We start from the raw sequence: 24,192 nt of genomic DNA, 5'->3' as shown, positions 1-24,192 counted from the left end.
CACAAAATGCGTACCTTGAAAATCAAGACGGTAAATTTAACAAATAAAGATTATATAATTTCCAAACAATCTTTTAGATAGAGATTTTATCATCAATTTTCCATCATTTTTTCTATAAAACATGCTTTTTATAAAACTTTTTTTCGAAAGTTTCCGATTTGCAGTCCATGCTTTGAAAGAAAATATACTTAGAACAGTCCTCTCTCTCCTTGGTGTAACTGTCGGCATCTTCGCTATTATTGCCATTTTTACTTTGGTTGATGCTCTTAACAATGGTATACAAAGTAGCCTTTCTTCGTTCGGTAATAATGTGATTTACATAGGAAAATGGCCTTTTTCTTTCGGAAATGGCAATGATTATCCTTGGTGGAAATATTATAGACGCCCTAACCCAGACAGAAGTGAACTGAAGTTTATTCAGGAAAATGCAAAATGGGTACAATCAATAGCCATTTATGAGTCTAAGAGAGGAAACACCATTAATTACAGAAGTAACTCTTTTGAAGATGGAAAAATTGTTGGAGCCTCTTATGAGTATAATAAAATCAATGCAATGCCTATCAGTGAAGGTCGTTACTTCACTCAAAGTGAGATGAGTGCAGGTACTCCAAAAGCAATTATTGGTAGCGATGTAGCACAACAGCTTTTTCCTCGTGGAGATGGCCTTGGTAAAATCATAAAAACAAAAGGAACAAAGTTTCAAATCATAGGAATTTTTGAGAAACAAGGGGAAAGTTTTATTCCGACACCAAGCAACGATGATATTATTTTTATCCCCTATAATGCACTCACTAAACTTTATGCTTCTAAAGGGAGATGGATCAGTGCCAACCTCATTGCAAAAGGGTATGATAAAGACGAAGATTTGGGTGAAATTCTAGCTGAACTTCGTGGACTTTTAAGAATAAAAAGAGGATTGAAACCAAAGGAAGAGGATAATTTTGCTCTTAACAGAACAGATGCTATTGTTGAATTTGTCAATGGTATTACAGGTTCTTTGAAGTTAGCAGGAGGGGTTATTGGTCTTTTCTCCATCCTTGTAGGTGGCTTTAGTATTGCCAATATTATGTTCGTTTCTGTAAAAGAAAGAACCTCACAAATTGGTATTCAAAAGGCATTGGGTGCTAAGAATTACTTCATTCTATTACAGTTTTTATGTGAATCTATGTTCTTAAGTTTCTTTGGCGGTATAGGTGGCCTGTTCTTAGTTTCACTATTATCATTGTTATCTACTGAAACATTCGTGATTTCACTTAACTTTACAAACCTAATTATTGGTATGCTTATCTCAGGTTTAATCGGTATTATTTCAGGTATAGCACCTGCTATTTCTGCCGCTAAAATGGACCCCGTAGAAGCAATGAGAGCCGCGTAAATATTATCCCCTAAGATTTATGATCACACCTTCTGAAAGGATCAGTGCGTCTTTTCCTTTTGAGCCTACGGACGGTCAGAAGCAACTTTTTGACCTTCTTGATCAGTTTGTACTCGAAAAAAATAACCGACGAAATACATTTTTATTAAAGGGTTATGCAGGTACGGGTAAAACCTCTGTGTTAACCGCTTTTGCGAATGTATTAAGGTTTTATTCTTATAAAACGATGATGTTGGCTCCGACCGGTAGAGCAGCCAAAGTGATGTCTTCTTATGCCAAAAGAAAAGCGTACACGGTGCATCGTATCATCTACAAACAAACAGAGGATAAGGAAACGGGGTTATTGAGGTTTGAAAGACAAAAAAATAAGGCTCAAAATACGATCTACATCATTGATGAAGCATCCATGATCGATGATCAGCCGCATACGGCAGGAGAGGGGCTTTTGAAATCCATTATAGATTATGTTTTTGAAGATCCTAAATCCAACAATAAACTTTTTCTCATTGGCGATACGGCACAACTTCCTCCGGTAAAACAAGAAATCAGCCCTGCCTTGGATGAAATCTATTTACAAAATGTATTTCGTCTTAGCATTATTAGCCACGAATTAACTGAAGTTGTCCGACAAGCTTCCACATCCGGCATTTTATATAATGCTACTTTAGTAAGAAACTGTCTGGCTCAAAACACAGATATTCAATTCAACACCTCTTCTTTCAAAGATATTTTTAAGATGGGTTCTGATCGTTTGGAAGACGGTTTGTTGTATGGTTATGATAAATATGGGGTCGAAAATACAGTGATCATTACCCGTTCCAATCGAGCTGCTACACAATACAATCAATATATCAGACGACAAATTCATTTTCGAGAAGAAGAACTGGATGCTGGAGATTATTTGATGGTCGTCAGAAATAACTACTTCTGGCTGGATGAGGATTCCCCTGCCGGATTTTTGGCCAATGGTGAATTTATTGAGGTAGCTGGAGTTGGAAATATTGAGGAAAAATATGGCTTCCGTTTTTGTGATATCAGGTTCCGATTATTGGATTATGAAAACCATCCTACCGTCGAAGCCAAAATAATCTTGGATACACTTCATTCATTTACTCCCCAATTAGAACGAGAAGAATCTAGAAAGTTATATAATGCTGTCATAGAAGAATATGCGGATATAGAGAGCCCTAAAATCCGATTGAAAAGATTGAAAGAAGATGAATATCTCAATGCACTTCAGGTAAAGTTTGCTTATGCATTGACTTGTCATAAAGCACAAGGTGGGCAGTGGGACGCCATCTTTGTAGATATCGGTTATCTGAGAGATGATATGATAGACACCGACTTCTTACGTTGGCAATATACTGCTATCACAAGAGCAAAATCAGAGTTGTTTTTAATGAATTATCCTGATCGATTCTTTGAATAATTAAATCTCAAACTTTATCTTTCAAAAATAAATTTACTATTAAAAAATATATCATGTTTAAAGCCCCTCTACCGGTTATTCAATTTGTAGAATCTATGAAATTGAAATACAAAGTATTCAAATCAACTGCACCTTATAAGCTTGTAGTTGGAAGTTCCGGTATTCAAGATAAAGGCTGGATTGGAAGTGATATTTTTGGATTGAACATTTTAAAAGAAGACAATTGGCGTTTTTATTTTAAAGAAGACTCTTTACAAAACATCATGGGTGAGCATGTATGGGAACACCTTACACAAGAAGATGGAGCAAAAGCAGCAGAGAATTGTTATAAGTTTTTGCAAAAAGGTGGAACCTTAAGAATTGCAGTCCCTGATGGCTACCATGTCGATCAGAAGTATATTGATTTTGTAAAGCCTGGCGGAAATGGAATTGGTGCTGATGATCATAAAGTACTTTATAATTATCAATCGTTAGGTAAAATGTTAGAGGAAATTGGTTTTAAGGTCACTCCTGTAGAGTATTTTGATGAAGAAAAACATTTTGTGACTTCAGATTGGAGCTTAAGCCATGGTAAAATCAGAAGATCTCTTCAATTTGATGAACGTAATAAAGACGGAAACCCCAATTATACTTCACTAATTGTGGACGCTACTAAAATATAGAATCACAAAAAAGTGCCATTGAAATTTAACCTCAATGGCACTTTTTGTTTACTGTATATTAGCGTTCTAAGTCTTCAATCATTTCATCAATTCCCTTTAGGTCTTTACCATAAAATTTATTGATCCAATAATTCATTGCCGGAGGAGTGAATTTTCTAAACAAAAGAAAAATGATTGATAAGGCTATAATAGAAAATACCGATACAAGTTGAGTGAGGGTATCCCAAACAAATAATCTACTTATGTCATCTCCCTCAGATTCTAAGCCTAATGAAATTCCGAAGAAATAGCCAAAAAGCATAGAATAAGGAAGTAACCCATAGATCAGCATTTTTATTTGTTGTTGATAACTTTTTAAAATATAGGCTTTCACATTTTTCAAATAATTCAAGGTATCTAAACTATCAAAAGATCTTACTTTCTTTAGCTTTACCATATAATCCAGAAAATAAACTGCTACAGGCAACACTCCAAGAGCAACAACTAGCCAATTGTTTGAAGTGATTCCGTAATAAAGAGCTACACATAGTATAACGGCCCATGTAATAACCCATTCTAGCTTTGTTTTATTTACAATTTTATTGATCAAGTTCATAGATTCTTTTTTATGTTTTTTGGCGGTTTCTTTTACTGATTTTAAGTCGGGAGAAGTTTGATGCCCCTCTTCCCATACTCCTTTGATTAAGTCAAACTCTTCTTCCATTGCATATTTTCTTTTAATTGCTTTTTAATTCGGTTTATTTTTGCTCCAACATTAGTAGAAGAAATACCCATAATGCTGGCAATATCCTGATAAGAATGCTCTTCCAAATAAAGTAGAATGATCGCTCTATCCACTTCTTTCAACATTCTGATTGCTCTATATAATTCTTCCAGGCGTTCTTCTTTTTCAGAAAATTGATGTACTTGGTCTATCTTCTCATTGATCTCCACAGTACTTACTTTCTTCTGCTCTTTTTTGATCATAGAAAGGCAAGTATTCAGAGATACTCTATACACCCATGTTGATAACTTGGACTGTTGTTGATAACTTTCTTTTGATCGCCAAAGTTGCAAGCATACTTCCTGAAAATAGTCCTCAAACTCCTCTTGTGAATGTGAATAAGCTCTACAAATTTTATAAATGATGGATTTGTTGCTTTCTATATATTCCTCATAAAATTCAGCTGACATTAGTTTGCTCTTTTAGTGTTGTTCTCTTGGTGAAGGTATGCCATAAATGTATTGAGTTTACATTGAATGACCCTATCAAAGCTCTTTTTCTCTGAGTCAGATACTGATATTAATGTTTCGAAAGAGGATATAATTAACTCTTCTTCTTTTACTCGCCTTTTGATTTTGATCAGACACTGAGAAGACATTAAACCTTCAAAAGAAGAAGAAGGAATAACATTACTTCCTACCATCAATAATTGGATTTCATTTTCTCTCTTTCGAATAACTTTCATGCCGTATTTTACAGTTATCGAATGGATTAATGATTGAAATTCAGCACTGTTTCCTTCAAATGGATAACCTCTCTTTTCGATACTGTCATGAAATAGAAAAGGAAAAATAGTACTTGCTTTCAATGTATTTATTGATGAATAGAGATTTGAAAAGATGCTCATAATAGTAATTTTTAGTGATTGTTTATTGGGTTAGTAGTCATTTTTTCAGATTTATTACAAATGAGTTATTTTTTTTCGATAAAATTTCAAATAAAAACATAAAGATCTCATTTTTAGATATTTATATATTTATTCTATAAAAGAAAAAACCACCGGATCATTGACCCGGTGGTTTCATAAAAGTGAATTTCGTTCTAATTCTATTATTTTTTGATCAACTTATTATACATTTCCACACTACCGTCTACTGTTAAAGTGTAGATATGCATTCCTGTCATTAACGATGACAAATCAATGATAGCTTCATGATTTCCACTACCTAATTGACCAAGTGAAATTGTTTGTTCCAATACTCCATTCATGTTATATATCTTGATCGATACATCACCTGACTTTATCATATTGAATGCGAAAGTAGTTTCACCAAGTACTGGATTAGGATAGTTTCTTAAGTTGGTTTGACTTACAAAATCCTTATCAATTGATGTTGGTACTTCTACCTCAACTATTACATATAACATCGTCATTACTGATGCACCGTGAATATCGGTTGCAATTAATGCTACTTCTGTTTCTCCTTCAATCAATCCTAAAATTGCAAATTGACCTTGAGTTAAGCTAGCCATTACCACACCATCATCTGAAGTAGCAATACCAAACGTCAACTCGTCTCCGTCTTCATCTGAGAAGATTTCTGATGGATCAAGGAAAGTTGGCAATACGCCAGGCTCTAAGTACAATGTATCTTGCTCAACTGCAATTGGAGCTCTGTTTACATCGTTCACCATTACATTGATTGCCGAAGTTGTAGCAATACCATGCTCATCTGTTACTGTTATATTGAATGAATGATCACCTGCACTCTCATAGTCTGTTACTAATTGAATTGACAATGTATCATTGTTTACATAACTGCTGTCGATAAGAATGTGCTCATCTACTTCGAATGTGAAAGCATGACCGTCATAATCCATAGCAGTGATCATGAAAGTTGAATCCATTGCTTCATCCATTTCAATGTTCGCAGGGAAGTCAACAAATTCAGGAGCATTGTTTAATGTCATCATTGCTGTTACTTCTTCCACTTCAGCATTCACATCGTTGCTGATGAATTTGAATACTGCTTTTTCTGAAGTTGAAAGTGCATTTGCTGGCGTAAATGTAACATCAACATCTACAGATTCTCCTTGTGCCACTGTTCCTTCGAATGAAGATAAAGTAACCCATGGTGTGATTCTTTCTGACTGATGTAAAGCATTCATCCAAAGTAATAATGGGAATCTGCTGTCAGTTGTTACGTCTAACCATCCGCCATTTACTTCAATGTATGAGATATCTGACATTGTCTCCGCTGATTCTACAAAACCTTGTGGTCTTGCTGGACCGAATGGATAAGTGATGATCATGTAAATTGTTTCACCTGGGTGGAACTGAAGAGATTTTTCTAATTCAAATGTGAATAAAGCTCCTTCTAAATCATCAATTGCAGTTTCTGTTTCAAAAGACTGCTCATGTAAGATTGTAGGATTGTCAATATCACCGATTCCGATCGCAATCTCCAATGTAGCATTCGCCATTCCTGCTGGTACATACCAAGTAGAAACGTGAGATAAGTTAAATCCTGTTGATGGAGCTTTGAACTTCGTTAATGTACTGAAGCTGTTTGCACCATAACCAATTCCACCTGCTTTCTCATAACCTTTGAAGTAGTTGATCTCATCATCAAACTCTTGAGTAGTTTGAATTCCTGTGTTTTGAGATGCAATTACTGAAGCATTAAGAGATGCAGTATTGATTTCTGAATTGAACTTATTGAATACTGAAGTAGCGAAACCTGCTCTTACGAACTCAGACTCTACTGTGTAATGTAAGTCAGAACCTCCGTCAACATTGCTGATTGTAATTGTTTCAGTGATTACTTCTTCGTTATCTAATGAAGAGGTATGAATAGTATCAGCATCTACGATCATAGTTGGAGGTAAAATCAAGTTGGCTTTCACCACTACTGTATCTGTAAGACCCATTGCATCATTTACAACCATAGAATCTAAGAATGCACCGCTTGCTGTTGGTGTAAACGTAAATCTTGTTGCAAGATCTTCACTTGGAGCTAAAGAAGGCCATGGAGCCCATAAAGGATCAAAGAAAGCAGTATTTAACCATAGTGGATCACCAAATGGATTACCATTCCAATCACGGTTATAACCCCAAATCTCAATTCTAGGATTTGTACCTCTGATCGACTTCATTTCAGCCAAGTTCAACCCTTTTGTACCAATATTTTGTGTATTCAATATTGCTTCAACTTGTTGTCCTTCTGACCATAAAATATCACCTAAATCAATCACTTCTTTATCCCACTGTAAAGTAGCCACACCATTCACTGTTAAATGAACTGGAATTTCAACTTCTTCATTATTTGGAGACTCACTGATCAATCTTAATGTAGATTTATAGTTACCATCTAAAAGTTTCTCAGCATCAACTGCAAAGTTCATTGTTTTAGACTCTCCTGCAGGAATTACAGTCTTTTCTGTTGGTGTATATTCGATAACTAAACCGTCTCTGATGTATGAACGGTAGAAGTTCACCATTACACCTTCAGTACCATCATGATTTTCTAAACCAATAGTTAACCACTTATTCCAGAAATCAACTCCTGTTTGGTTCCAAGTTTTGTACTGCATTTTGATTCTACCGTCTTTGTAGAATACAGTTTCAGCTGTTGCATGACCTCCTAAGATGTTACCGAAGTGTTGGAAACGCTCATAAGTCACTACAAATTTCTCCTCATCTTCGTAGTACCAGATACCTTTGGTAGGTGTTTCATCATAGTAATCTTCTCCACCTGCCATCCAAAGTGGTGCTACCAAGTTATTGATATCATGAGCAAAAGGAATTTCTAATGGGTACCATACTTTATCTCCTAGAGGAGCACCATGGTAGTAGTTGAAACTCATTTGACCGTGAATACCGATGTAAATACTATCGTACTCAATACCATAGTACTTGAACGTAAATGGTAATTTTACAGGCTCCCAATAATCATCCAACTCGATTTCAATCTTCTGACCGTTTTTCGTAATGTCGATCAATTGATAAGATGGAGATTCTGGATCTTCAAAACCTGATAACACTTTCATATTATCTTTCCAAGCATAAGAGTAAGTAGGAATTACACTCATTGCTTGTACTTCTTTCTCTTCATATAACCAATGCGATCCCATTGGTAATACTTCTAAGTCTGCTTCGCCTTCAGAGTTGTCTACTACAATTGAAAGTTGGTCTTTTTCGCCTGCATTCAAAGTAAAGTGACGATCTGAGTTGTCCACGCTGATCATTGGTGCATGGATAACATTGGCAGTAATAGGGAAAGTATAAACTGTTCCTAACTCATCAGTGACGATTAAGTTATCTGACATTGCACCTGTAGTAGTTGCTGTAAATGATACCTTAACTGTTTCTGAAAGTCTTGGATCAATTGTAAACGATGTCTTGTCAACTTCAAATGAACCGTTTTCAACTACTGCTGATGTGAATGAAATTGGCTTATTACCTTTATTTCTAAACATCACTGTTGAAGAAGGTGTTGCTGTTTTGAATACATCACCAAAGATGATCTCGTCTTTAGTTGTTGTCACTACTGCTTCACCACCACTTGTTACATCTGCATGTAATGTAAAGTGAGCTAATGGCGTTACTGGATCATTTGTATAGATAGAGATGTTTTGAGTGTTTCTCATTTCATCTAATCCTTCTGTTACAACATCATAAGCAATATCTACAGACTGACCTACAGGAACGACACCACTTGTACTGCTTAAGTTTCTAGCTATTTTTCTACCTGGGTGATTTACCTTAATTGTAACATTTGAGTTCTTTGAAGTAAATAACTTTTCAGGTTGTTGTGAGTTTTCATAGATATAGAAACCGTCTTTTTTATCAGGGCTTTCCACACCAATAAATGGTGAGTTTGAATTTCTGATACCCCAAACATCTTGGTATCTATACTCTACATTACCATCTGCATGTAATACAATTTGATAAGAGATCTTATAAGACTCGCCGTAAGTATCTTCTGAAGCAATTGTATATAAGTTTTTATACTCCATTACAATACGGTCACCAAATCTCTTATAAAGGAATTTAGTATCTAAACCAATATTTGTATACATGTACAAACCTGCTACATAACCATTAGAAGTAAAGTCTGCTCCTAATAATTTACCCCAGCTACCATTTACAGGATCTTTCGTATCCAAGGCAATCATACCAACATGTGATACATGCATTTTGTTCACCAAAGTATCATAGAATGGGAAATCAAATCCTAACTCAACTTCAATAAAATCAAGGAATGAATCATCTTTGAATTGCTTCGTGAAGTCCAAAACATCTGCTTGTCCATCTAACTCTTCCCAAACAAAATTGTCTGTTACCAATTCCCATGAATAACCGAAGCGGTGAACACCTTCTTCAACATTTTCATCATAAACTGGAATTGAGTATTGTAATGGATAATTACCTGTATTGTTGATTGTAAATACACCTTCATCTGTATCACCCAATCCTAAAGTATATGTTTGTTCAGCTGGCGTTAATTCAATTTTTGAAGGCTCAATTGCTGATGCAACAACATTGATTTCAAAAGATCCACCATAAGTAGCATCTGTAAACACAAACTTAGCCGTCTCTGCTCCACCTTGAGTTGGTGTATATTTGATCTTAATTTGACCAATTTTTCTAGAGTAGAAAGTATATGGTTTTTCAGAAAGTTCAAATGCTTCGCTACCTTCTTGTGTAACGTTGTTCGCTAATTTGAAAATACCGTAACCATAGTTACCTACTTCAATAATCAATTCTTTCTCCGAACCTACTTGAACGCTACCGAAATCAACAATATCCAATGTTTTGATGTCTGATTTATGACCATCCACTCTTGTTGAAATATTGATTTTTTTCAATGGCTCTTCAGGATCATTTGACTCTACAAACATGACAGAATTGTATGATCCGTTTACTAACGTAGAAGCATCTACAGTCGCTGTAATTACTTGCTCTGAGTTACCTACAATATCACCTGAAGCAGGTTGTAATGTAATAAATTCACCTACTGAAGGGTTATCACTGATCGCTGAAACTAAATAAGCTTGTGTCTTATCACCAACTGCGTCTACTAAGTAAGACCATGACTTACCATCGTCATTACTGTAGAACATTTTATCTTGACCTTCTTTTGAGAAGTTGTATTCACCAATTACTAAAGGATATTGGTTTCCTGCTGGTACTTTTAATACGATCCAGAATACCTCTCCTTCAGGGAAATACAATTGCTCATCCAATCTGAAATAGTGAATATCATCATCTTGAGGCTCTAATTCCGTTTGCCACTTCAAAGTCGCTGTACTTAAAATATTACCTTGGTAGATTTGAGCGTAAGTAGTTCCTTCTGTCAAAGTGTTTAAGTAAAACTCAATGTGTGTAAGGTTGAAACCATCTTCTGGAGCAACAAAGGCTGTAGCTGCTGTATTTGGCATCGATAAGTCAGTGTCTCCAATAAAGAATGATGGTGCAAAAACTGGATTACAGTATTCTAAATATTGCTTTTCAAACTCTTCTAATTCAGTATGGTCACTCAATGACATTACTTCTAAACGTGGAGAAGGTTGAACTCCTAATTTTGAAGCTTCAGTCATTCTACCAGCTGAAATTGTAGAATAAGTCTTAGGGTAGTGATTCTTATATCTTGTCTCTAAAGAGTAAATTAATCTTCCTTCTTCTTCATTCAAAAATGTGATCTCATCAGAAGCAGTTGTTGAAGTAGTTACATCTGCCGTGATAGACATTGATGATTTTGAGAATGACAATTTAGGACCAAGGTTAGTTGCGCCATTAATGACAACAGACATTGGTGCTGCGTTTTCCCATCTATCTTTTGCTACAATTGCAAATGAATAAGCTGTCTCTGCTTTTAACCCATCAATTTGTCTTACGTTCCAATCTCCAATAGCACTAGCAGAATTTACTTTTACTACAGTAGCTGTTTCTAAATCAAATTCTCCTTCAGAATAATAAATATCGAAAGTACTTGCTTGACCATCATCTTCATCAGCAGGAGTCATCCATTTTAATGCAATGTGATCAAAACCTTCATAAGCAATTTCAAAAGAAGCTACAGAGTCAGGAGCAATTCCTTCATTTTCTCTTAATGCAAAAGAAGCATCAATTCTACCAGAACCTAACTGACCTAAATAGTCAGGGTTTTGATCTTCAATAGAAACTACACCTGTCAATAGTTGTGCTTTCAACTGATTAGGCGTCATTGTTTCACCACCTAAGTGAGAAAGTACTAATGCTGCAATACCTGATACGTGTGGACAAGCCATTGATGTACCTTGGTAGAATCCATAATCATTGCCTGGCAATGTAGATAATACGCCGTTTGTTAAAGCTGAAGATGTTTCTCCACCTGGCGCTGATAACTCAATCCAGTCACCATAGTTAGAGTAATCTGCTTTTTGATCTTGAGGGTTTGTAGAAGCTACTGTAAAACAAGGCTCATAGTATCCAGGATACCATTTACCTGGGTGATTATTGTTACCTGACGCGAAGATTACGATACCACCTTTCATTGGTGAACCTTCATAATCACCTGCTTCAGCAATAAAGTAATCAATAGCGTCTAATACTACTTGATCAAAATATCCTTCTGAAGTATATCCCCATGAGTTTTGAGAGATGACCGCACCATTGTTAGCGGCATAAATGTAAGAAGTAGCAACATCGATAAGCGGACCGCCTAAAATTTGGCAAGACATCAACAATGCACCTTGGTTTTCACCGTCACCACCTGCAACACCTGCAACACCGATACCGTTGTTGTTAACAGCGGCTACTGTACCTGCAACGTGTGTACCGTGACCTTGAGGAGCAATAGCTCCTGAAGCAGAAGCAAAGTTCCACCCATAGATATCATCAATATATCCATTACCGTCTGAATCTTCTCCTTCAACACCGTTTAGCTCGGCTTCGTTGATCCACAAGTTGGCTTTCAAATCTTCGTGGTTTACATCAATACCTTCATCATGGATTGAAACAATAATGTTGTTAGTACCCATTGTTGTTTCCCAAGCTTTGAAAAGGTTAATGTCTGCACCTTTTGTCCATGCTGCATCAGAACCATCATTGCTGTAATGCCATTGTTTTGAAAGCAATGGGTCATTTACAGGAGCTGTTTCTGATAAAGCTTGAATTTGATCTTTTGTGATAGGAGTGAACTTCGCGTCTGGCTCAATTAAACGCTTCTCTCTGATCACTTCTGCCATTTCTACATCAGCAAGTGTAGAGAATGATTGGACTACTGCATCAATCGATGCCGAAGTAGATACCTCCATTTGGTACCATAAGTGTAATCCGTGTTTTCTTAATTTGTGCTCAAACTTAGCATTATATGGGAATACTCTCCTCATATTTTGAGCTTCATACTGTTGAGCTGTTGCATCAAACGCTGCAATTCCAAGCGTAGCAATTCCTCCGTTCATTGGAGTTACTTGTAATCTTGCATCTGTTTGTTCTTTAAACTTGACTCTGATCACGCCTTGTGCAACCCCTTCTGAAAAGACAATAGGTTCTTGTGCATAGGTAACTGAGGTACTAAATACCGCAGCTAAAAGGCATATCAAGACAGTCAATACCTTTGGTAAATGATTTCTCATTGATAGTCTGTTTAGCGGTTTAAAAAATTGAATTGGTTAGAAATTATTTTATCCTTAATAGATGCAGTAATTTCTGAAGCACGTCTGTCTCCTTTTTTCGTACTTCAATCATCTCAAGTAATTTATCCTTATCTAAGGGTTGATTACTCTTGCGAGATTTCTTCGTGTTCTTGTCAGACATATTTTCTGATAAAAGTTCATCGTTAGATCCCACACAATTTTAAGTCGTAAACAAGTGTAAATTCAAAAAACCATATGCTACATGTGTCCAAATAGACTACTACATCAGTGCTACATCAACATTAATAACAATCAAAAATAAATTCATAAACCACTATAAATAAACACTTTAAACTACAAAAAAGGTATTCATCACATTTTCTCACAACAACAATAAAAACAAGACTCTTTCACACTAAAATTGAAAGAAAAATAGCTTTAATCGAAAATTTAGACATAAAAAAGAGCCTCGTAGTAGGTGAATTTAAGGTTTAACACTGTATAAAATCAGCATCAAATCTATTGCTACCTAAGGCTCTTTTTGATTAGATATATCTAAAGAAAATGAAAAAATATATGGCTGTAATAGTGGATTACGAACCACTACAAGATCCATTTATTCTTCATTCTTCACTCAATTTAGTTGTCCATCATCGCTACCACTCTTGCTGGCGCTGCAGATGCTCCTACAATTTTCAACGGAAAAACAGCCACTTTAAAACCTGAATAAGGTAAGGCATCAAGGTTCACTAACTGCTCCATATGACAATACTCTTTTTCTTTCCCTACAAGGTGTGCATTCCAGAATAATTCCTTATTTCCGGTTTCCTTAGCTTGCTCAATTAAATAAGGTAATGGCAAGTCCCACCCCCAAGAGTCAATCCCCATTACTTTAATTCCTTTATCAATAAGGTAATGTGTTGCTTCTGCACTCATACCTGTTCCTACTTTGTGGAAATCTTCCGTGCCATTAAACTTATCTCGACCTGTTTTCACCAACACAATCATTCCTTCTTTCAGCTCTAAATTATTCTCCGAAAGGAATGTTTCCACATCCTCTTGAGTGATCGGTTCATAATCAAGTTTGTGTTTCATATCGATTACAATCCCTTCACCATAACACCAGTCCAAAGGTACTTCATCAATGGTTTTTGCCTTTTGCCCTGCCACGGTAGGAGAGTAGTGCCAAGGTGCATCAATATGAGTGGTAGAGTGAACGCCCATTTTTTCGATGGTATCATCAGCCCAGCCTTCAAATCCTTTGGGGAATAGTTTAAATGGAAGACCTAGGATCCGAATAAGCCACTTTGCCTTGCGATGGGGTTTGTGTTTGATTTTCACACGCATAAACCACGGGTCTTTTTTGTTGAACTGAATTGGTTTAGAGAGATCAATAATTTTCATAGCTGACTATTAGTTTAAGTTTGGGAAAAAATTTGAGTGTTTAATGTTAAGTATTTTTTTTGAAAAGTAAGTACTAAGTATACTTTAAACTCTATTTTCATCAACTATCAATTGATATTACTGCAACTTTCTTACGCTCTACTTCCAAGCATCTTTCCTCTTCATTTTTGTCTTAACACAAAAACGAAGCAAAAAAGTCAAGGCTTTGAAGTTAAAAGCTAAATTCCACTCCTCTCACCTAAATGATTTTAAACTCGCTAAAGCTCAAACAAGAAAATCATTTTTAACGGCTCAATACATGAAATTCTTAACGCTTTTCCCTTCAAGGCCGGAATTGTACTACTAAACTAATTGGCAAGAACGCCCACTTGCAAAAATGCTAAGAATCTTGTCTTATAGACCACTCAATAACCTAGGTTGAAGTATACCAAGCATTAAAAAAGCCAACCCGAAACAGGCTGGCTTTTTCTTTCATGTAACCAAGTATTTAATCGTCCTATTTAATCTTACCCTCACTCGATAGGGCAAGACAAATGTCTTATATATTATTGTTCTATCAATTATAAATTAGATGACAAAGAAAGGATAAGTGTCCTTCTCTATCAGCGTATCTGCTAATTCTCTACGCAACACGTGTACATTTTCTAATTCGTACTTCGTGAAACGTTTCAAGCCCATCAACATTACTTTTTGCTCATCGCCTTTGGCAATACCTGCAATTGCTTCTCTACCTGAAGTAGCAATTTGCTCTGCCGCCTCACGGATAAACACTTTTGAAATATTGATTTGCTCTTTGCAAGCTTCCTCACCTTTTTCTTCTACCATTTTTTCGGTACGAAGCATTGCTGATTCTGCTGCATAAATCTGAATCAACATGTCAGCAACATTCATCAGAATTTCTTGCTCATCGTTGATTTTTGCTTCAAATACTTGAACCGCTCTACCTGCTACCATTAAGGCTGCTTTTTTCAAACGCTTCAAAATATCTTTTTCAATGTTGAATAACACTGAAGCATCTATTGTTTCAAATGACGGAACTGAAGTCAGCTCTTTTGCAACGTCCATTGCAGGTGATACAATGTCCAATTCACCTTTCATTGCACGCTTGATCATCATTCCTACTAAAAGCATACGGTTGATTTCGTTCGTACCTTCATAAATTCTTGAGATACGAGCATCACGGTACGCTCTTTCCATTGGTGCATCTGCTGAGAAGCCCATACCACCATAGACCTGAACACCTTCATCTACTACAAAATCCAATGTTTCAGAACCGAAGACTTTAAGGATAGCACACTCGATAGCGAATTGCTCTACACCTTTCAATTTCGCTTTTGCTTCATCCATACCACTTGATAATAATTCTTCGGTATGGTCTTCTATATTTTGTCCAGCTCTGTAACACATCGACTCAATTACATAAGTCTTAGTGGCCATTTGAGCTATTTTTTGCTTGATTGCTCCAAAGTTTGCGATAGGCTGTTTAAACTGCTTACGCTCTTTAGAATATCTGATAGAGTGATCGATCACTGCACGACAACCACCTAACACACCAGCACCTAACTTCGCTCTACCGATGTTTAAGATGTTAACGGCAATCTTAAATCCATTACCTCTTTCAGAAAGCATGTTTTCAACAGGTACGGCAGTTTCGTTGAAGAATACTTGACGAGTAGAAGAACCTTTAATACCAAGCTTTTCTTCCTCTTCGTTCATTGTAATGTCTCCAAATGACTTCTCTACAATGAATGCCGTATGGTTTTTATCGTCTTCGATTTTTGCGAAAACAATAAATAAATCTGCAAAACCTGCATTGGAAATCCACATTTTCTGACCTGTTAGCAAGTAGTGTTTTCCATCTTCAGTTAATACTGCTTTTGTTTTACCAGAATTAGCATCAGATCCTGCATCAGGTTCTGTCAGTGCGTAAGCCGCTGCCCATTCGCCTGTTGCTAATTTTGGAAGATATTTTTCTTTTTGCTCTTGTGTACCGTAATAAAGGATTGGTAAAGTACCAATACCTGTATGCGCACCATAAGTTGTTGAAAATGAACCTGCTTCACCAAATACATCTGCAATTAACATAGAAGTATTAAAGCTCATTCCTAAGCCACCCATGTCTTCAGGAACAGAAATACCTAATAATCCTAAGTCACCAGCTTTGGCAAAAATTTGTTCTACTAATTCCCAGTTATGTCCATCAATTTCTTTGGCTTTTGGTGTGATTTCCTGATCGATAAAATCTTTTGTGGCTTGTGCCATCATCACCTGCTCTTCTGAAAATTCTTCTGGCGTAAAAATCTCATTCGCCTCTGTTTCGCGGATCAAAAACTCACCGCCTTTAATTGCTTTTTTATTGGTTACAGTATTCATTGATCTGTATAAATTTTGTGTGTTGTTATTTTGGATGAGAATAAACTACTCGTGTTTATTCATGTATTGTTTATTGGATGTGTGTATCTTAATTATTCTGCAATGATGAATGTATTACAAAAACAACCATTCACTTAAAAACGTATGCTTGCATAACATTCATTTTCAAATATATGAAAATTATTATGCAAGCATAACAAAAAGTAGAAAAAAATGTGATTTTAACGCTTATTTTCCTGAAAAAGGTGTTTTTGGGTGAAAATGAAGTAGCTCAACACACTTTTTTATAAGAATCATTAAAATGTATTTACAATTATGACTAATCTCACTTATGTACTCATGTTTGCATTGTATTTTTGCGCAGTTGAAGTATTGAGGAGGTTAGAATTAATGCATTCAATTACTAATCAACACTTTTGACTGTTTATAGGAAACAATAAATGAACAAACAATGAGCGATTTTTTTTATCAGAAGCCTTTCCCGATAAAGGACGACACTACAAAGTATAGATTATTAACCAAAGATTATGTTTCTACAATTGAAGTAGACGGACGTAAGTTTTTGAAAGTAGACCCTAAAGGTCTTGAACTACTTTCTCAAGAGGCAATGGCGGATGTATCTTTCTACCTTCGTACAGCACACTTAGAAAAAGTAGCAAAAATCTTAGACGACCCTGAAGCTTCTGATAACGATCGTTTTGTTGCTCGTACATTGTTAGAAAATGCAGCTGTGGCAGCAGAAGGTCAATTACCTTCTTGTCAGGATACAGGTACTGCAATTGTTGTTGGTAAAAAAGGTGAAGGCGTAATTACAGGTTCAAATGATGCTGAAGCGTTATCGCGTGGTATCTATGAAACATACAAGGAAAGAAACCTACGTTACTCTCAAGTTGTTCCTTTGACAATGACTGAGGAGAAAAACACAGGTACTAACCTTCCTGCACAGATCGACATCTACTCAGATCAAGGTAACTCTTATGAGTTCTTGTTTATGGCAAAAGGTGGTGGATCTGCCAATAAAACTTTCCTTTACCAACAAACTAAAGCTTTATTGAACGAAGAAAGTTTAACGGCTTTTGTAAAGGAAAAATTAAAATCAATTGGTACTGCGGCTTGCCCTCCTTATCACTTAGCGTTTGTAGTAGGCGGTACTTCTGCTGAAGCAAACATGGCTACAGTGAAAAAAGCATCTGCTGGTTACTATGATCACTTACCAACTGAAGGTAACATGGGTGGTCAAGCGTTCCGTGATGTTGAATGGGAAGAAAAAATTCAAAAGATCTGTCAAGAGAGTTTAATCGGTGCTCAGTTCGGTGGTAAATACTTCACGCACGATGTGAAAGTAATCCGTTTACCTCGTCACGCTGCTTCTTGCCCAGTAGGTATTGGTGTTTCTTGTTCGGCTGACCGTAACATCAAAGCGAAAATCAACGAAGATGGTATCTGGTTAGAAGAATTAGAAAAAGATCCACGTCGTTTGATTCCTACTGAAGAATCACAAATGGACAACCCAGTTGAAATCGACTTGAACCGTCCAATGGATGAGGTATTAGCTGAATTGACGAAATACCCTATCAAAACTCGTTTGAACTTGAAAGGTACATTGATCGTAGCTCGTGATATCGCTCACGCTCGTATCAAAGAAATGTTGGACAACGGCGAGGAAATGCCTGAGTACTTCAAGAATCACCCAATCTACTATGCAGGTCCTGCGAAAACGCCAGAAGGAATGCCTTCAGGTTCATTCGGACCAACTACTGCCGGTAGAATGGACCCTTATGTAGGACCTTTCCAAGCAAAACGTGGTTCGATGATCATGTTGGCTAAAGGTAACCGTTCGCAACAAGTAACAGACGCTTGTAACGAGCACGGTGGATTCTACTTAGGTTCAATTGGTGGTCCTGCTGCAATCCTTGCAAAAGAGAACATCAAATCTGTGGAGTTAGTTGACTTTGAAGATTTAGGAATGGAAGCGGTTCGTAAGATCGAAATCGAAAACTTCCCAGCCTTCATTATTGTTGACGATAAAGGAAATGACTTCTTCGCAGAGTTATAATTCTGAATTATATAGATTTCATATATATGTCCCTTGCAGTGCATGCTGTAAGGGATTTTTTATTAACATCTTCCTAAAAGCCCATTTATAAAATCATCCCAACATTCAGTCAAGAAATAATCAGTTATAAAAATGGTTGCCAATAGTAGAATAAGTTTTATTGCTTTAGTTTTCATCTTGAATTAAAAAATTTTATCTCCAATGTATACTCCAAACTGATAGCCATAGTAAATAGCTTTTATTAATGCCAAACTCGTTAGCATACTTATTAAAATACGATCTGATTTGGTCTTTGAAAAATTCATTAGTTCTTCTTTTTTCAGAATAGTTAATTTATAGCTTTTCTTCTTCTAAAAATGTCACTTCTGCATTCATCATCCACTTAAATTGACCACTATCTTTCCATTTTCCTAAAGAAGATATTCTTGTCAAACCTTTCTTTCCTGTCATACCAATATGAGGTATTGAAATATCTGGAGTTATCCATTGGAAGGCTACATAAAATGGCTGATTTGTTATAATATTCTGCTCAGAGAGATCGACATTAACCCATCCTCTTTCTAATTTTGATTCTAAGACAACCTGCTTTTTCAGAAGTGATCTTCCCGGCAATCCTGTTTGAGTATCTTCCTCGTAAAGATGGACCAATAGTTTGAATTTTTTTCCTTCTCTATTACTCACAAAAGTACCGACATTATTAATAAAGACTTTCTTATTTTTAGTATCGAATCTTTTCGCGATTTCAGTTCCTTCTTTTCCCCCATACACAAAACCTGATTCATTTGTCTTACCCTTATCACCTAGTATTTTTCTCTTAAACTGTTCTTTTTTATCCAATACAATCACTTCATCCAAAACGCTTTCTTTTGGCGTTACGATGACATTAGGGTGCAAAATAAACTGCTTTAAAGGAACTTCAAGTTTTTCATAACCTACATGTTGTATCGTTAAAATTGCATCTTCTGATATGGAAGGAGGGAAAGACAATTCAAAATATCCATAGTGATTGGTGATTGTTCCGTATTCTGAATTTACAATACCGACTGCTGCATATTCTACATGCTCTTTCGTGGTACTTTTTATACTGCCATGAATATATTTTTTCAACAACGGTAAAGGTTGTTTTTGGATAGCTTGACCTTTAACATAACCAATACCTATCAAATTAACTGAAGTTTGCTCATAAGCGTCTAGTAGTTGGTTTACTCTTTCAGTTAGTTCAGCTTTACTTTTATAGTTCTTCCCTGAAATATCATCGCATTCAGCAATATACATTTCCTGAAGATGTGCTAAACCTCCTTCATATTTTTTAATGGATACAAGCTCTAAAGCAAGAGTTTGAGCACTCATCTCAAAAATTATTTCTAGTTTAATACTATCACTACAGCTGAACTCAAAAAGCCAATTGTCAATTTCAAGGCTATCTAACCCTTCTATTGATTGATTAATAAGCTGCTCTCTGTTGGCACTATAATCAAAGTCTTTTTGAGACTGTGAGAAAGCTGAGGACGTAATTAATAAGGTGAATAGGAAAAAGAGAAAGTGTTTCTGAAGTGCCGATTTAGTTTGCATTGTTACATTGATTTAGTTTTTGATCCCTCAATATAAAAAAAACCTTCAAACTAAATAATTATATGTTTGAAGGCTTCTACTAAAAAGTTCCTTATTTATAATACCCTTTACTCTGAATCAACGTCCTCACACCCTCAGGTACCATATATCTAAAGTCTTTATCTTCTTTGATACAATTCCTGATATACGTCGCTGAAATATCTACCATCGGAGCTTCAATCATTTTTACATTTTGATGCTCTTTCAAATTTGAAGGTTTAGCATGAGGTCTTGGGTAGACTAATAAGCCATAATCTTCCAAGATGATTTCATGGTGTTTCCACTTTCTAAACCCAGCAAGGTTATCTTCACCGACAATTACTTTAAAAGAATGCTTAGGGTTCTTTTCTTGAAGGTAAACCAATGTATCCACTGTGTAACTTGGTTTAGGCATTCTAAACTCTATATCTGATGCTCTAAACTTATAATTATCTTGAATGGCGGCATTGACCATATCCAAGCGATCAAACTCATGAAGTAATGATCCTCTCTTCTTAAAAGGATTTTGAGGAGAAACAACAAACCAAACTTCATCCACCTCACCACTTTGAATCATGGCATTGGCAAGTATCAGGTGCCCAATATGAATGGGGTTAAATGATCCAAAAAATAATCCTGTCTTCATTGTGTAATTATTATTTCTTCCAACCTCTCAACATTTCACGCTTACCAGGAGGACCTGGGTAACGTTCTACTTCATATCCAACGCTTACCAAGTCTCTACGAAGCTGCCCTTTGGCACAATACGTCACAAATAAACCGTCTTGCTTATTGACAGCAAAGCATTTTGTAAGGTTCTCTACATACCATACTTCCGGCTGTTTGTTAGGAGCAAAAGCATCAAAGAAAATCACATCAAAGGTATTCTCTTCCGATTCAAAATCTTGAAGGGTAGTTTTCTTTTTCGTTAAAGTGAAATTAGGTAAAATCTCGACTTCCTTTTCCCAATCACAAGAGTGTACTGTTTTGAAGTAAGTAGTTAGCTCCTCCTCTAAAAGGTCCGTATAATTTAATCCTTCAATTAATTCTTCGCTCAAAGGAAAAGGCTCTAGAGTAATCATAGAGAAAGTATGATCTGGATTTTTCAATGCTTGTTCTATCATTAGAATTACATTCAACCCGGTCCCCATACCTACTTCAAGAATAGATGTTTTATCTTTTCCATTCTTCACATCTTCCCAACCTGATTTGATAAATACATATCTCGATTCTGTCAATGCTCCATGATTTGAATGATAAGTTTCATTCAACTGTTCATTGAACAAAGAACTTGAACCGTCACTTGTTTCTATAATCTTGATATTTCCCATTTTACTTTTCATTTAAATACTAACAAAGAAAAAAAAATGAACATCGTGCACCATGACTAAAGTCATGAGCAAGTTATAAAGTCTCCAACAACACTAAAGTGTTATTTCCGAGTCATCAACTATCAAGACTTTAGTCTTGATAAGGTTGTTGTATCACCTACCCATAGTTTTAACTATGGTGTACAAAACATTTGGTTAAATCTCTATATAGTCATATACAAAAAGAGACCACCCTTTTGAGGTAGTCTCTTTTATTATATGTTGAAAGTTCCTAGAAGAACTTGTAACGCTCGTCTTTCACTTCTGAAAGCTCTTTTACAGCCTCCAAGATGTTGTAGTTCGCAGATCTGTTGTATCTGTTTTCTACTTGAGTTTGGTAGATTGAGTAATCAGCAGTTTCTAAAGCTTTGTCTGCTTTTCTTACTTTGATTACTACTACGCTGTTCTCATCAACGATTGGCTTCGATACCTCACCTTCTTTTAATCCAAATGCAGTACCAATTGTTTTTGGAGCAATACCAATACCTTGGATCGATACGTCATTTAAAGAAAGATCTGAAGCGATGTCCGCTTTAGCACCGTTTCCGTAAGCTTTTCTCATGTCCTCGATAGAACCTGATAAACCAGCTAATTTAGAAGTAATGTATTCTGCTTTCTTTGCTTTTTTAGCTTCAACCATTGCTTCGTTTTGAACATCAGCAAAATCAGCTACACCTTCTTCACGAGCAGACATTAAAGTAGCTACAACGAAACGATCATCTAAGTCAAATACTTCTGATACATCATCAACATCTGCCTCATTGTATGCCCAACGAATTACTTGTCTTACTGAGTTACCTCTTAAGCTATTGATAAATGTTGCAGTAGGAGCGATTGTTAAAGCTTGCTCGATGAAGATCTTTTGCTCTTCAGCTAACTCTTCAAATGCTTTTCTACCACCTTTTGCTGATGCAGCAAATACAGATGCCTTACGGTAAGCTTCGTTGATTGTAGCGTCTGAAGCAGATAATTTCTTTTCTACTACTGCTAACTCAAACTGCTCTTTTGTTTTTGTTTCAGTTACTTTAATGATATGGTAACCGAAAGAAGTTTTTACTAATCTTGAGATCAAACCTGTTCTTCTCGCTGAGAACACTGCTTTGTCGAACTCAGGAACCATACGTCCTTCTGAGAACCACTGTAAGTCACCACCTCTTGATTTAGTAGTAGGAGCTGCGTCACCTACTTTCTTCGCTAATTCTTCGAAGTTTTCACCACCTTGGATTTTTCTTAAAGTAGCTAATGCTTCTTTCTTTGCTTTAGCATCATCTTTATCATTTTTGAATAAGATATGTGAAGCTCTAGCAGAGTAAACTGTATCTTCTGAAGTACCTAATACTTTGTAGTTTCTGAATGAACCTGCAGCGAAGTGAGGACCGTAAACTTTACCTTCCTCTAATTCGTTTGCATCTAAAACTGTAGGAAGACCTGTCATATTCGCTGACAAGAATTTAGTTGCTCCCTCAGTATTTGCTTCAACGAAAGCTGTATCGTTTGAAGTTCTTTCAAATGCTCTAGCAAGATCTTGCATATCTGCCTCTAAGTTTTTCTTATCAGCATCAGATGGCTTCACTTGGAAGCTTACAAATTCAATACCTCTGTTGGCATCACGCTTAAACTCTTCTTTGTTGGCGTTGTAGTATGCTTTCGCATCAGACTCAGAAGTATTAACTACTGAATCAGCAACACTGTAGAAAGGAACGTTTAAGTAAGCGATTTCAACTTTATCGTTTTGTTTTTCATATTCTTTCTTTCCTTCTAAGTCAGAAGCAAAGTAAGTTCTTGAAATAAGATTTTCGTATTTGATTCTAGTACGAGACGTTTTCAATTGTTGCTCGAAGCTTAAGAACTGTTGGTACTGAGGAGAGCTAGGACCTTGTTGCTTTAAAGAAGCAAGGTACATTTTGATGTTATCTCTGCTCACTTCACCAGTTGAATCTCTGAAGTACTGACCAAATTCTGGAGCAATGTTGTTACCAGAAATGATATCGTCTAATTCTTCCGAAGAAATTGTAACACCAAGTTCTTCCATTTGTTGACCATAAGCAACACGATAGATTAACTCGTTCCAAGCCATTTGACGAACACCTTGCATTTGTTGTTCGTTTGGAGGTGTAGGGTAATTGCCTTTTATAGCGTCGACAATCTCACTAAATTGTCTTAATTCAATTTCTTCTCCACCGATAACACCAACAATTTGTTTGTTGCTACCTAATAATCTTGAGTTTGGTGACATTAAGTCGCCCCCCACCATAAATAAAATCAGACCTATTGCGATCAATCCAACTGCAACGCCAGACTTTTCTCGGATCTTCGTAATTATTGCCATGATAAACTAAAAAAAAATGCTTTATATATGAATCTGTTCGTATTTAAATCTTAATGTTTTTACGCCCTAATTTCCAAACACTCCGCCATTTGACCGTCTCACTTGAAAATTAGCCCGAAGTCACTAAGTGATAATAAAAACATGCAAATGTAAGAAGTTTCAATCATTCGGCACCAATAAATACAAAAAAATGTAAGGATAACACCAAAAAAGACACAAAAAAAAGCCTAACAGAATTTCTGTTAGGCTTTTAGAGCGAAAAACGGGGTTCGAACCCGC

General features: G+C 36.1%; 14 protein-coding genes. 4 read left to right on the top strand and 10 right to left on the bottom strand.

Annotated elements, in window-relative coordinates; translation table 11 throughout:
* Nucleotides 1-121: 121 nt before the first annotated feature.
* The 3 genes from PL77_RS16260 to PL77_RS16250 all read left to right on the top strand — a co-directional run bounded on the left by PL77_RS16260 (nucleotide 122) and on the right by PL77_RS16250 (nucleotide 3,466).
* Nucleotides 122-1,375, top strand: coding sequence for an ABC transporter permease (locus PL77_RS16260; RefSeq protein WP_044207509.1), 1,254 nt, complete (start codon nucleotides 122-124; stop codon nucleotides 1,373-1,375).
* A 19-nt stretch (nucleotides 1,376-1,394) separates the two neighbouring features.
* On the top strand, nucleotides 1,395-2,804 hold the full coding sequence (locus PL77_RS16255) for an ATP-dependent RecD-like DNA helicase (protein ID WP_044207507.1): 1,410 nt from the start codon (nucleotides 1,395-1,397) through the stop codon (nucleotides 2,802-2,804).
* Between the two features lie 95 nt (nucleotides 2,805-2,899).
* Nucleotides 2,900-3,466, top strand: a complete 567-nt coding sequence (locus PL77_RS16250) for a hypothetical protein (RefSeq protein ID WP_044207635.1) — start codon at nucleotides 2,900-2,902, stop codon at nucleotides 3,464-3,466.
* Between the two features lie 58 nt (nucleotides 3,467-3,524).
* On the opposite strand, the gene PL77_RS16245 is transcribed toward PL77_RS16250, so the two are convergent.
* The 6 genes from PL77_RS16245 to PL77_RS16220 form a co-directional block, all read right to left on the bottom strand.
* A complete protein-coding gene (locus PL77_RS16245) occupies nucleotides 3,525-4,169 on the bottom strand; it encodes a hypothetical protein (RefSeq protein WP_044207505.1) in 645 nt (214 codons plus the stop codon).
* Nucleotides 4,148-4,639: an RNA polymerase sigma factor gene (locus PL77_RS16240; protein ID WP_044207504.1), complete on the bottom strand. Its 492-nt coding sequence runs from the start codon at nucleotides 4,637-4,639 to the stop codon at nucleotides 4,148-4,150. The genes PL77_RS16245 and PL77_RS16240 overlap by 22 nt, the downstream gene beginning before the upstream one ends.
* Nucleotides 4,639-5,076 carry a hypothetical protein gene (locus PL77_RS16235; protein WP_044207502.1) on the bottom strand — a complete coding sequence of 146 codons (438 nt, stop codon included), beginning with the start codon at nucleotides 5,074-5,076 and terminating at the stop codon, nucleotides 4,639-4,641. The genes PL77_RS16240 and PL77_RS16235 overlap by 1 nt, the downstream gene beginning before the upstream one ends.
* 203 nt (nucleotides 5,077-5,279) lie before the next feature.
* A complete protein-coding gene (locus tag PL77_RS16230; protein ID WP_044207499.1) occupies nucleotides 5,280-12,791 on the bottom strand; it encodes a S8 family serine peptidase in 7,512 nt (2,503 codons plus the stop codon).
* Between the two features lie 639 nt (nucleotides 12,792-13,430).
* Complete coding sequence (locus PL77_RS16225; protein WP_044207498.1) at nucleotides 13,431-14,195, bottom strand: cyclase family protein; 765 nt, start codon at nucleotides 14,193-14,195, stop codon at nucleotides 13,431-13,433.
* A 567-nt stretch (nucleotides 14,196-14,762) separates the two neighbouring features.
* Nucleotides 14,763-16,568, bottom strand: a complete 1,806-nt coding sequence (locus PL77_RS16220; protein ID WP_044207496.1) for an acyl-CoA dehydrogenase family protein — start codon at nucleotides 16,566-16,568, stop codon at nucleotides 14,763-14,765.
* Between the two features lie 451 nt (nucleotides 16,569-17,019).
* Here PL77_RS16220 and PL77_RS16215 point away from each other — a divergent pair, with 451 nt between their 5' ends.
* Entirely contained in the window at nucleotides 17,020-18,624 is a 1,605-nt protein-coding gene (locus tag PL77_RS16215) for a fumarate hydratase (protein WP_044207494.1), read from the top strand.
* Between the two features lie 333 nt (nucleotides 18,625-18,957).
* Here the strand turns inward: PL77_RS16215 and PL77_RS16210 are convergent, their stop codons facing one another.
* From PL77_RS16210 to PL77_RS16195, 4 genes are all read right to left on the bottom strand, one after another.
* Nucleotides 18,958-20,196: a carboxypeptidase-like regulatory domain-containing protein gene (locus PL77_RS16210; protein WP_044207492.1), complete on the bottom strand. Its 1,239-nt coding sequence runs from the start codon at nucleotides 20,194-20,196 to the stop codon at nucleotides 18,958-18,960.
* Nucleotides 20,197-20,287: 91 nt separating this feature from the next.
* A complete protein-coding gene (nadD, locus tag PL77_RS16205) occupies nucleotides 20,288-20,860 on the bottom strand; it encodes a nicotinate (nicotinamide) nucleotide adenylyltransferase (RefSeq protein ID WP_044207490.1) in 573 nt (190 codons plus the stop codon).
* 10 nt (nucleotides 20,861-20,870) lie between these two features.
* The gene (gene mnmD, locus PL77_RS16200) at nucleotides 20,871-21,545 is read right to left on the bottom strand and encodes a tRNA (5-methylaminomethyl-2-thiouridine)(34)-methyltransferase MnmD (protein ID WP_082026591.1); all 675 of its coding nucleotides are present in this window, start codon (nucleotides 21,543-21,545) and stop codon (nucleotides 20,871-20,873) included.
* 271 nt (nucleotides 21,546-21,816) lie between these two features.
* Nucleotides 21,817-23,913 carry a peptidylprolyl isomerase gene (locus tag PL77_RS16195; RefSeq protein ID WP_044207486.1) on the bottom strand — a complete coding sequence of 699 codons (2,097 nt, stop codon included), beginning with the start codon at nucleotides 23,911-23,913 and terminating at the stop codon, nucleotides 21,817-21,819.
* Between the last annotated feature and the right edge of the window lie 279 nt (nucleotides 23,914-24,192).

Source organism: Flammeovirga sp. OC4, from assembly GCF_000812565.1.
In the GTDB taxonomy this organism is placed as follows: domain Bacteria; phylum Bacteroidota; class Bacteroidia; order Cytophagales; family Flammeovirgaceae; genus Flammeovirga.
This window is presented reverse-complemented; position numbering and strand designations above follow the sequence as displayed.

Excerpts from the sequence above, each read along its gene's own strand:
- PL77_RS16260 (WP_044207509.1), top strand. The coding sequence starts at position 122 with ATGCTTTTTATAAAACTTTTTTTCGAAAGTTTCCGATTTGCAGTCCAT.
- PL77_RS16255 (WP_044207507.1), top strand. The coding sequence starts at position 1,395 with ATGATCACACCTTCTGAAAGGATCAGTGCGTCTTTTCCTTTTGAGCCT.
- PL77_RS16250 (WP_044207635.1), top strand. The coding sequence starts at position 2,900 with ATGAAATTGAAATACAAAGTATTCAAATCAACTGCACCTTATAAGCTT.
- PL77_RS16245 (WP_044207505.1), bottom strand. The coding sequence starts at position 4,169 with ATGGAAGAAGAGTTTGACTTAATCAAAGGAGTATGGGAAGAGGGGCAT.
- PL77_RS16240 (WP_044207504.1), bottom strand. The coding sequence starts at position 4,639 with ATGTCAGCTGAATTTTATGAGGAATATATAGAAAGCAACAAATCCATC.
- PL77_RS16235 (WP_044207502.1), bottom strand. The coding sequence starts at position 5,076 with ATGAGCATCTTTTCAAATCTCTATTCATCAATAAATACATTGAAAGCA.
- PL77_RS16230 (WP_044207499.1), bottom strand. The coding sequence starts at position 12,791 with ATGAGAAATCATTTACCAAAGGTATTGACTGTCTTGATATGCCTTTTA.
- PL77_RS16225 (WP_044207498.1), bottom strand. The coding sequence starts at position 14,195 with ATGAAAATTATTGATCTCTCTAAACCAATTCAGTTCAACAAAAAAGAC.
- PL77_RS16220 (WP_044207496.1), bottom strand. The coding sequence starts at position 16,568 with ATGAATACTGTAACCAATAAAAAAGCAATTAAAGGCGGTGAGTTTTTG.
- PL77_RS16215 (WP_044207494.1), top strand. The coding sequence starts at position 17,020 with ATGAGCGATTTTTTTTATCAGAAGCCTTTCCCGATAAAGGACGACACT.
- PL77_RS16210 (WP_044207492.1), bottom strand. The coding sequence starts at position 20,196 with ATGCAAACTAAATCGGCACTTCAGAAACACTTTCTCTTTTTCCTATTC.
- nadD (WP_044207490.1), bottom strand. The coding sequence starts at position 20,860 with ATGAAGACAGGATTATTTTTTGGATCATTTAACCCCATTCATATTGGG.
- mnmD (WP_082026591.1), bottom strand. The coding sequence starts at position 21,545 with ATGGGAAATATCAAGATTATAGAAACAAGTGACGGTTCAAGTTCTTTG.
- PL77_RS16195 (WP_044207486.1), bottom strand. The coding sequence starts at position 23,913 with ATGGCAATAATTACGAAGATCCGAGAAAAGTCTGGCGTTGCAGTTGGA.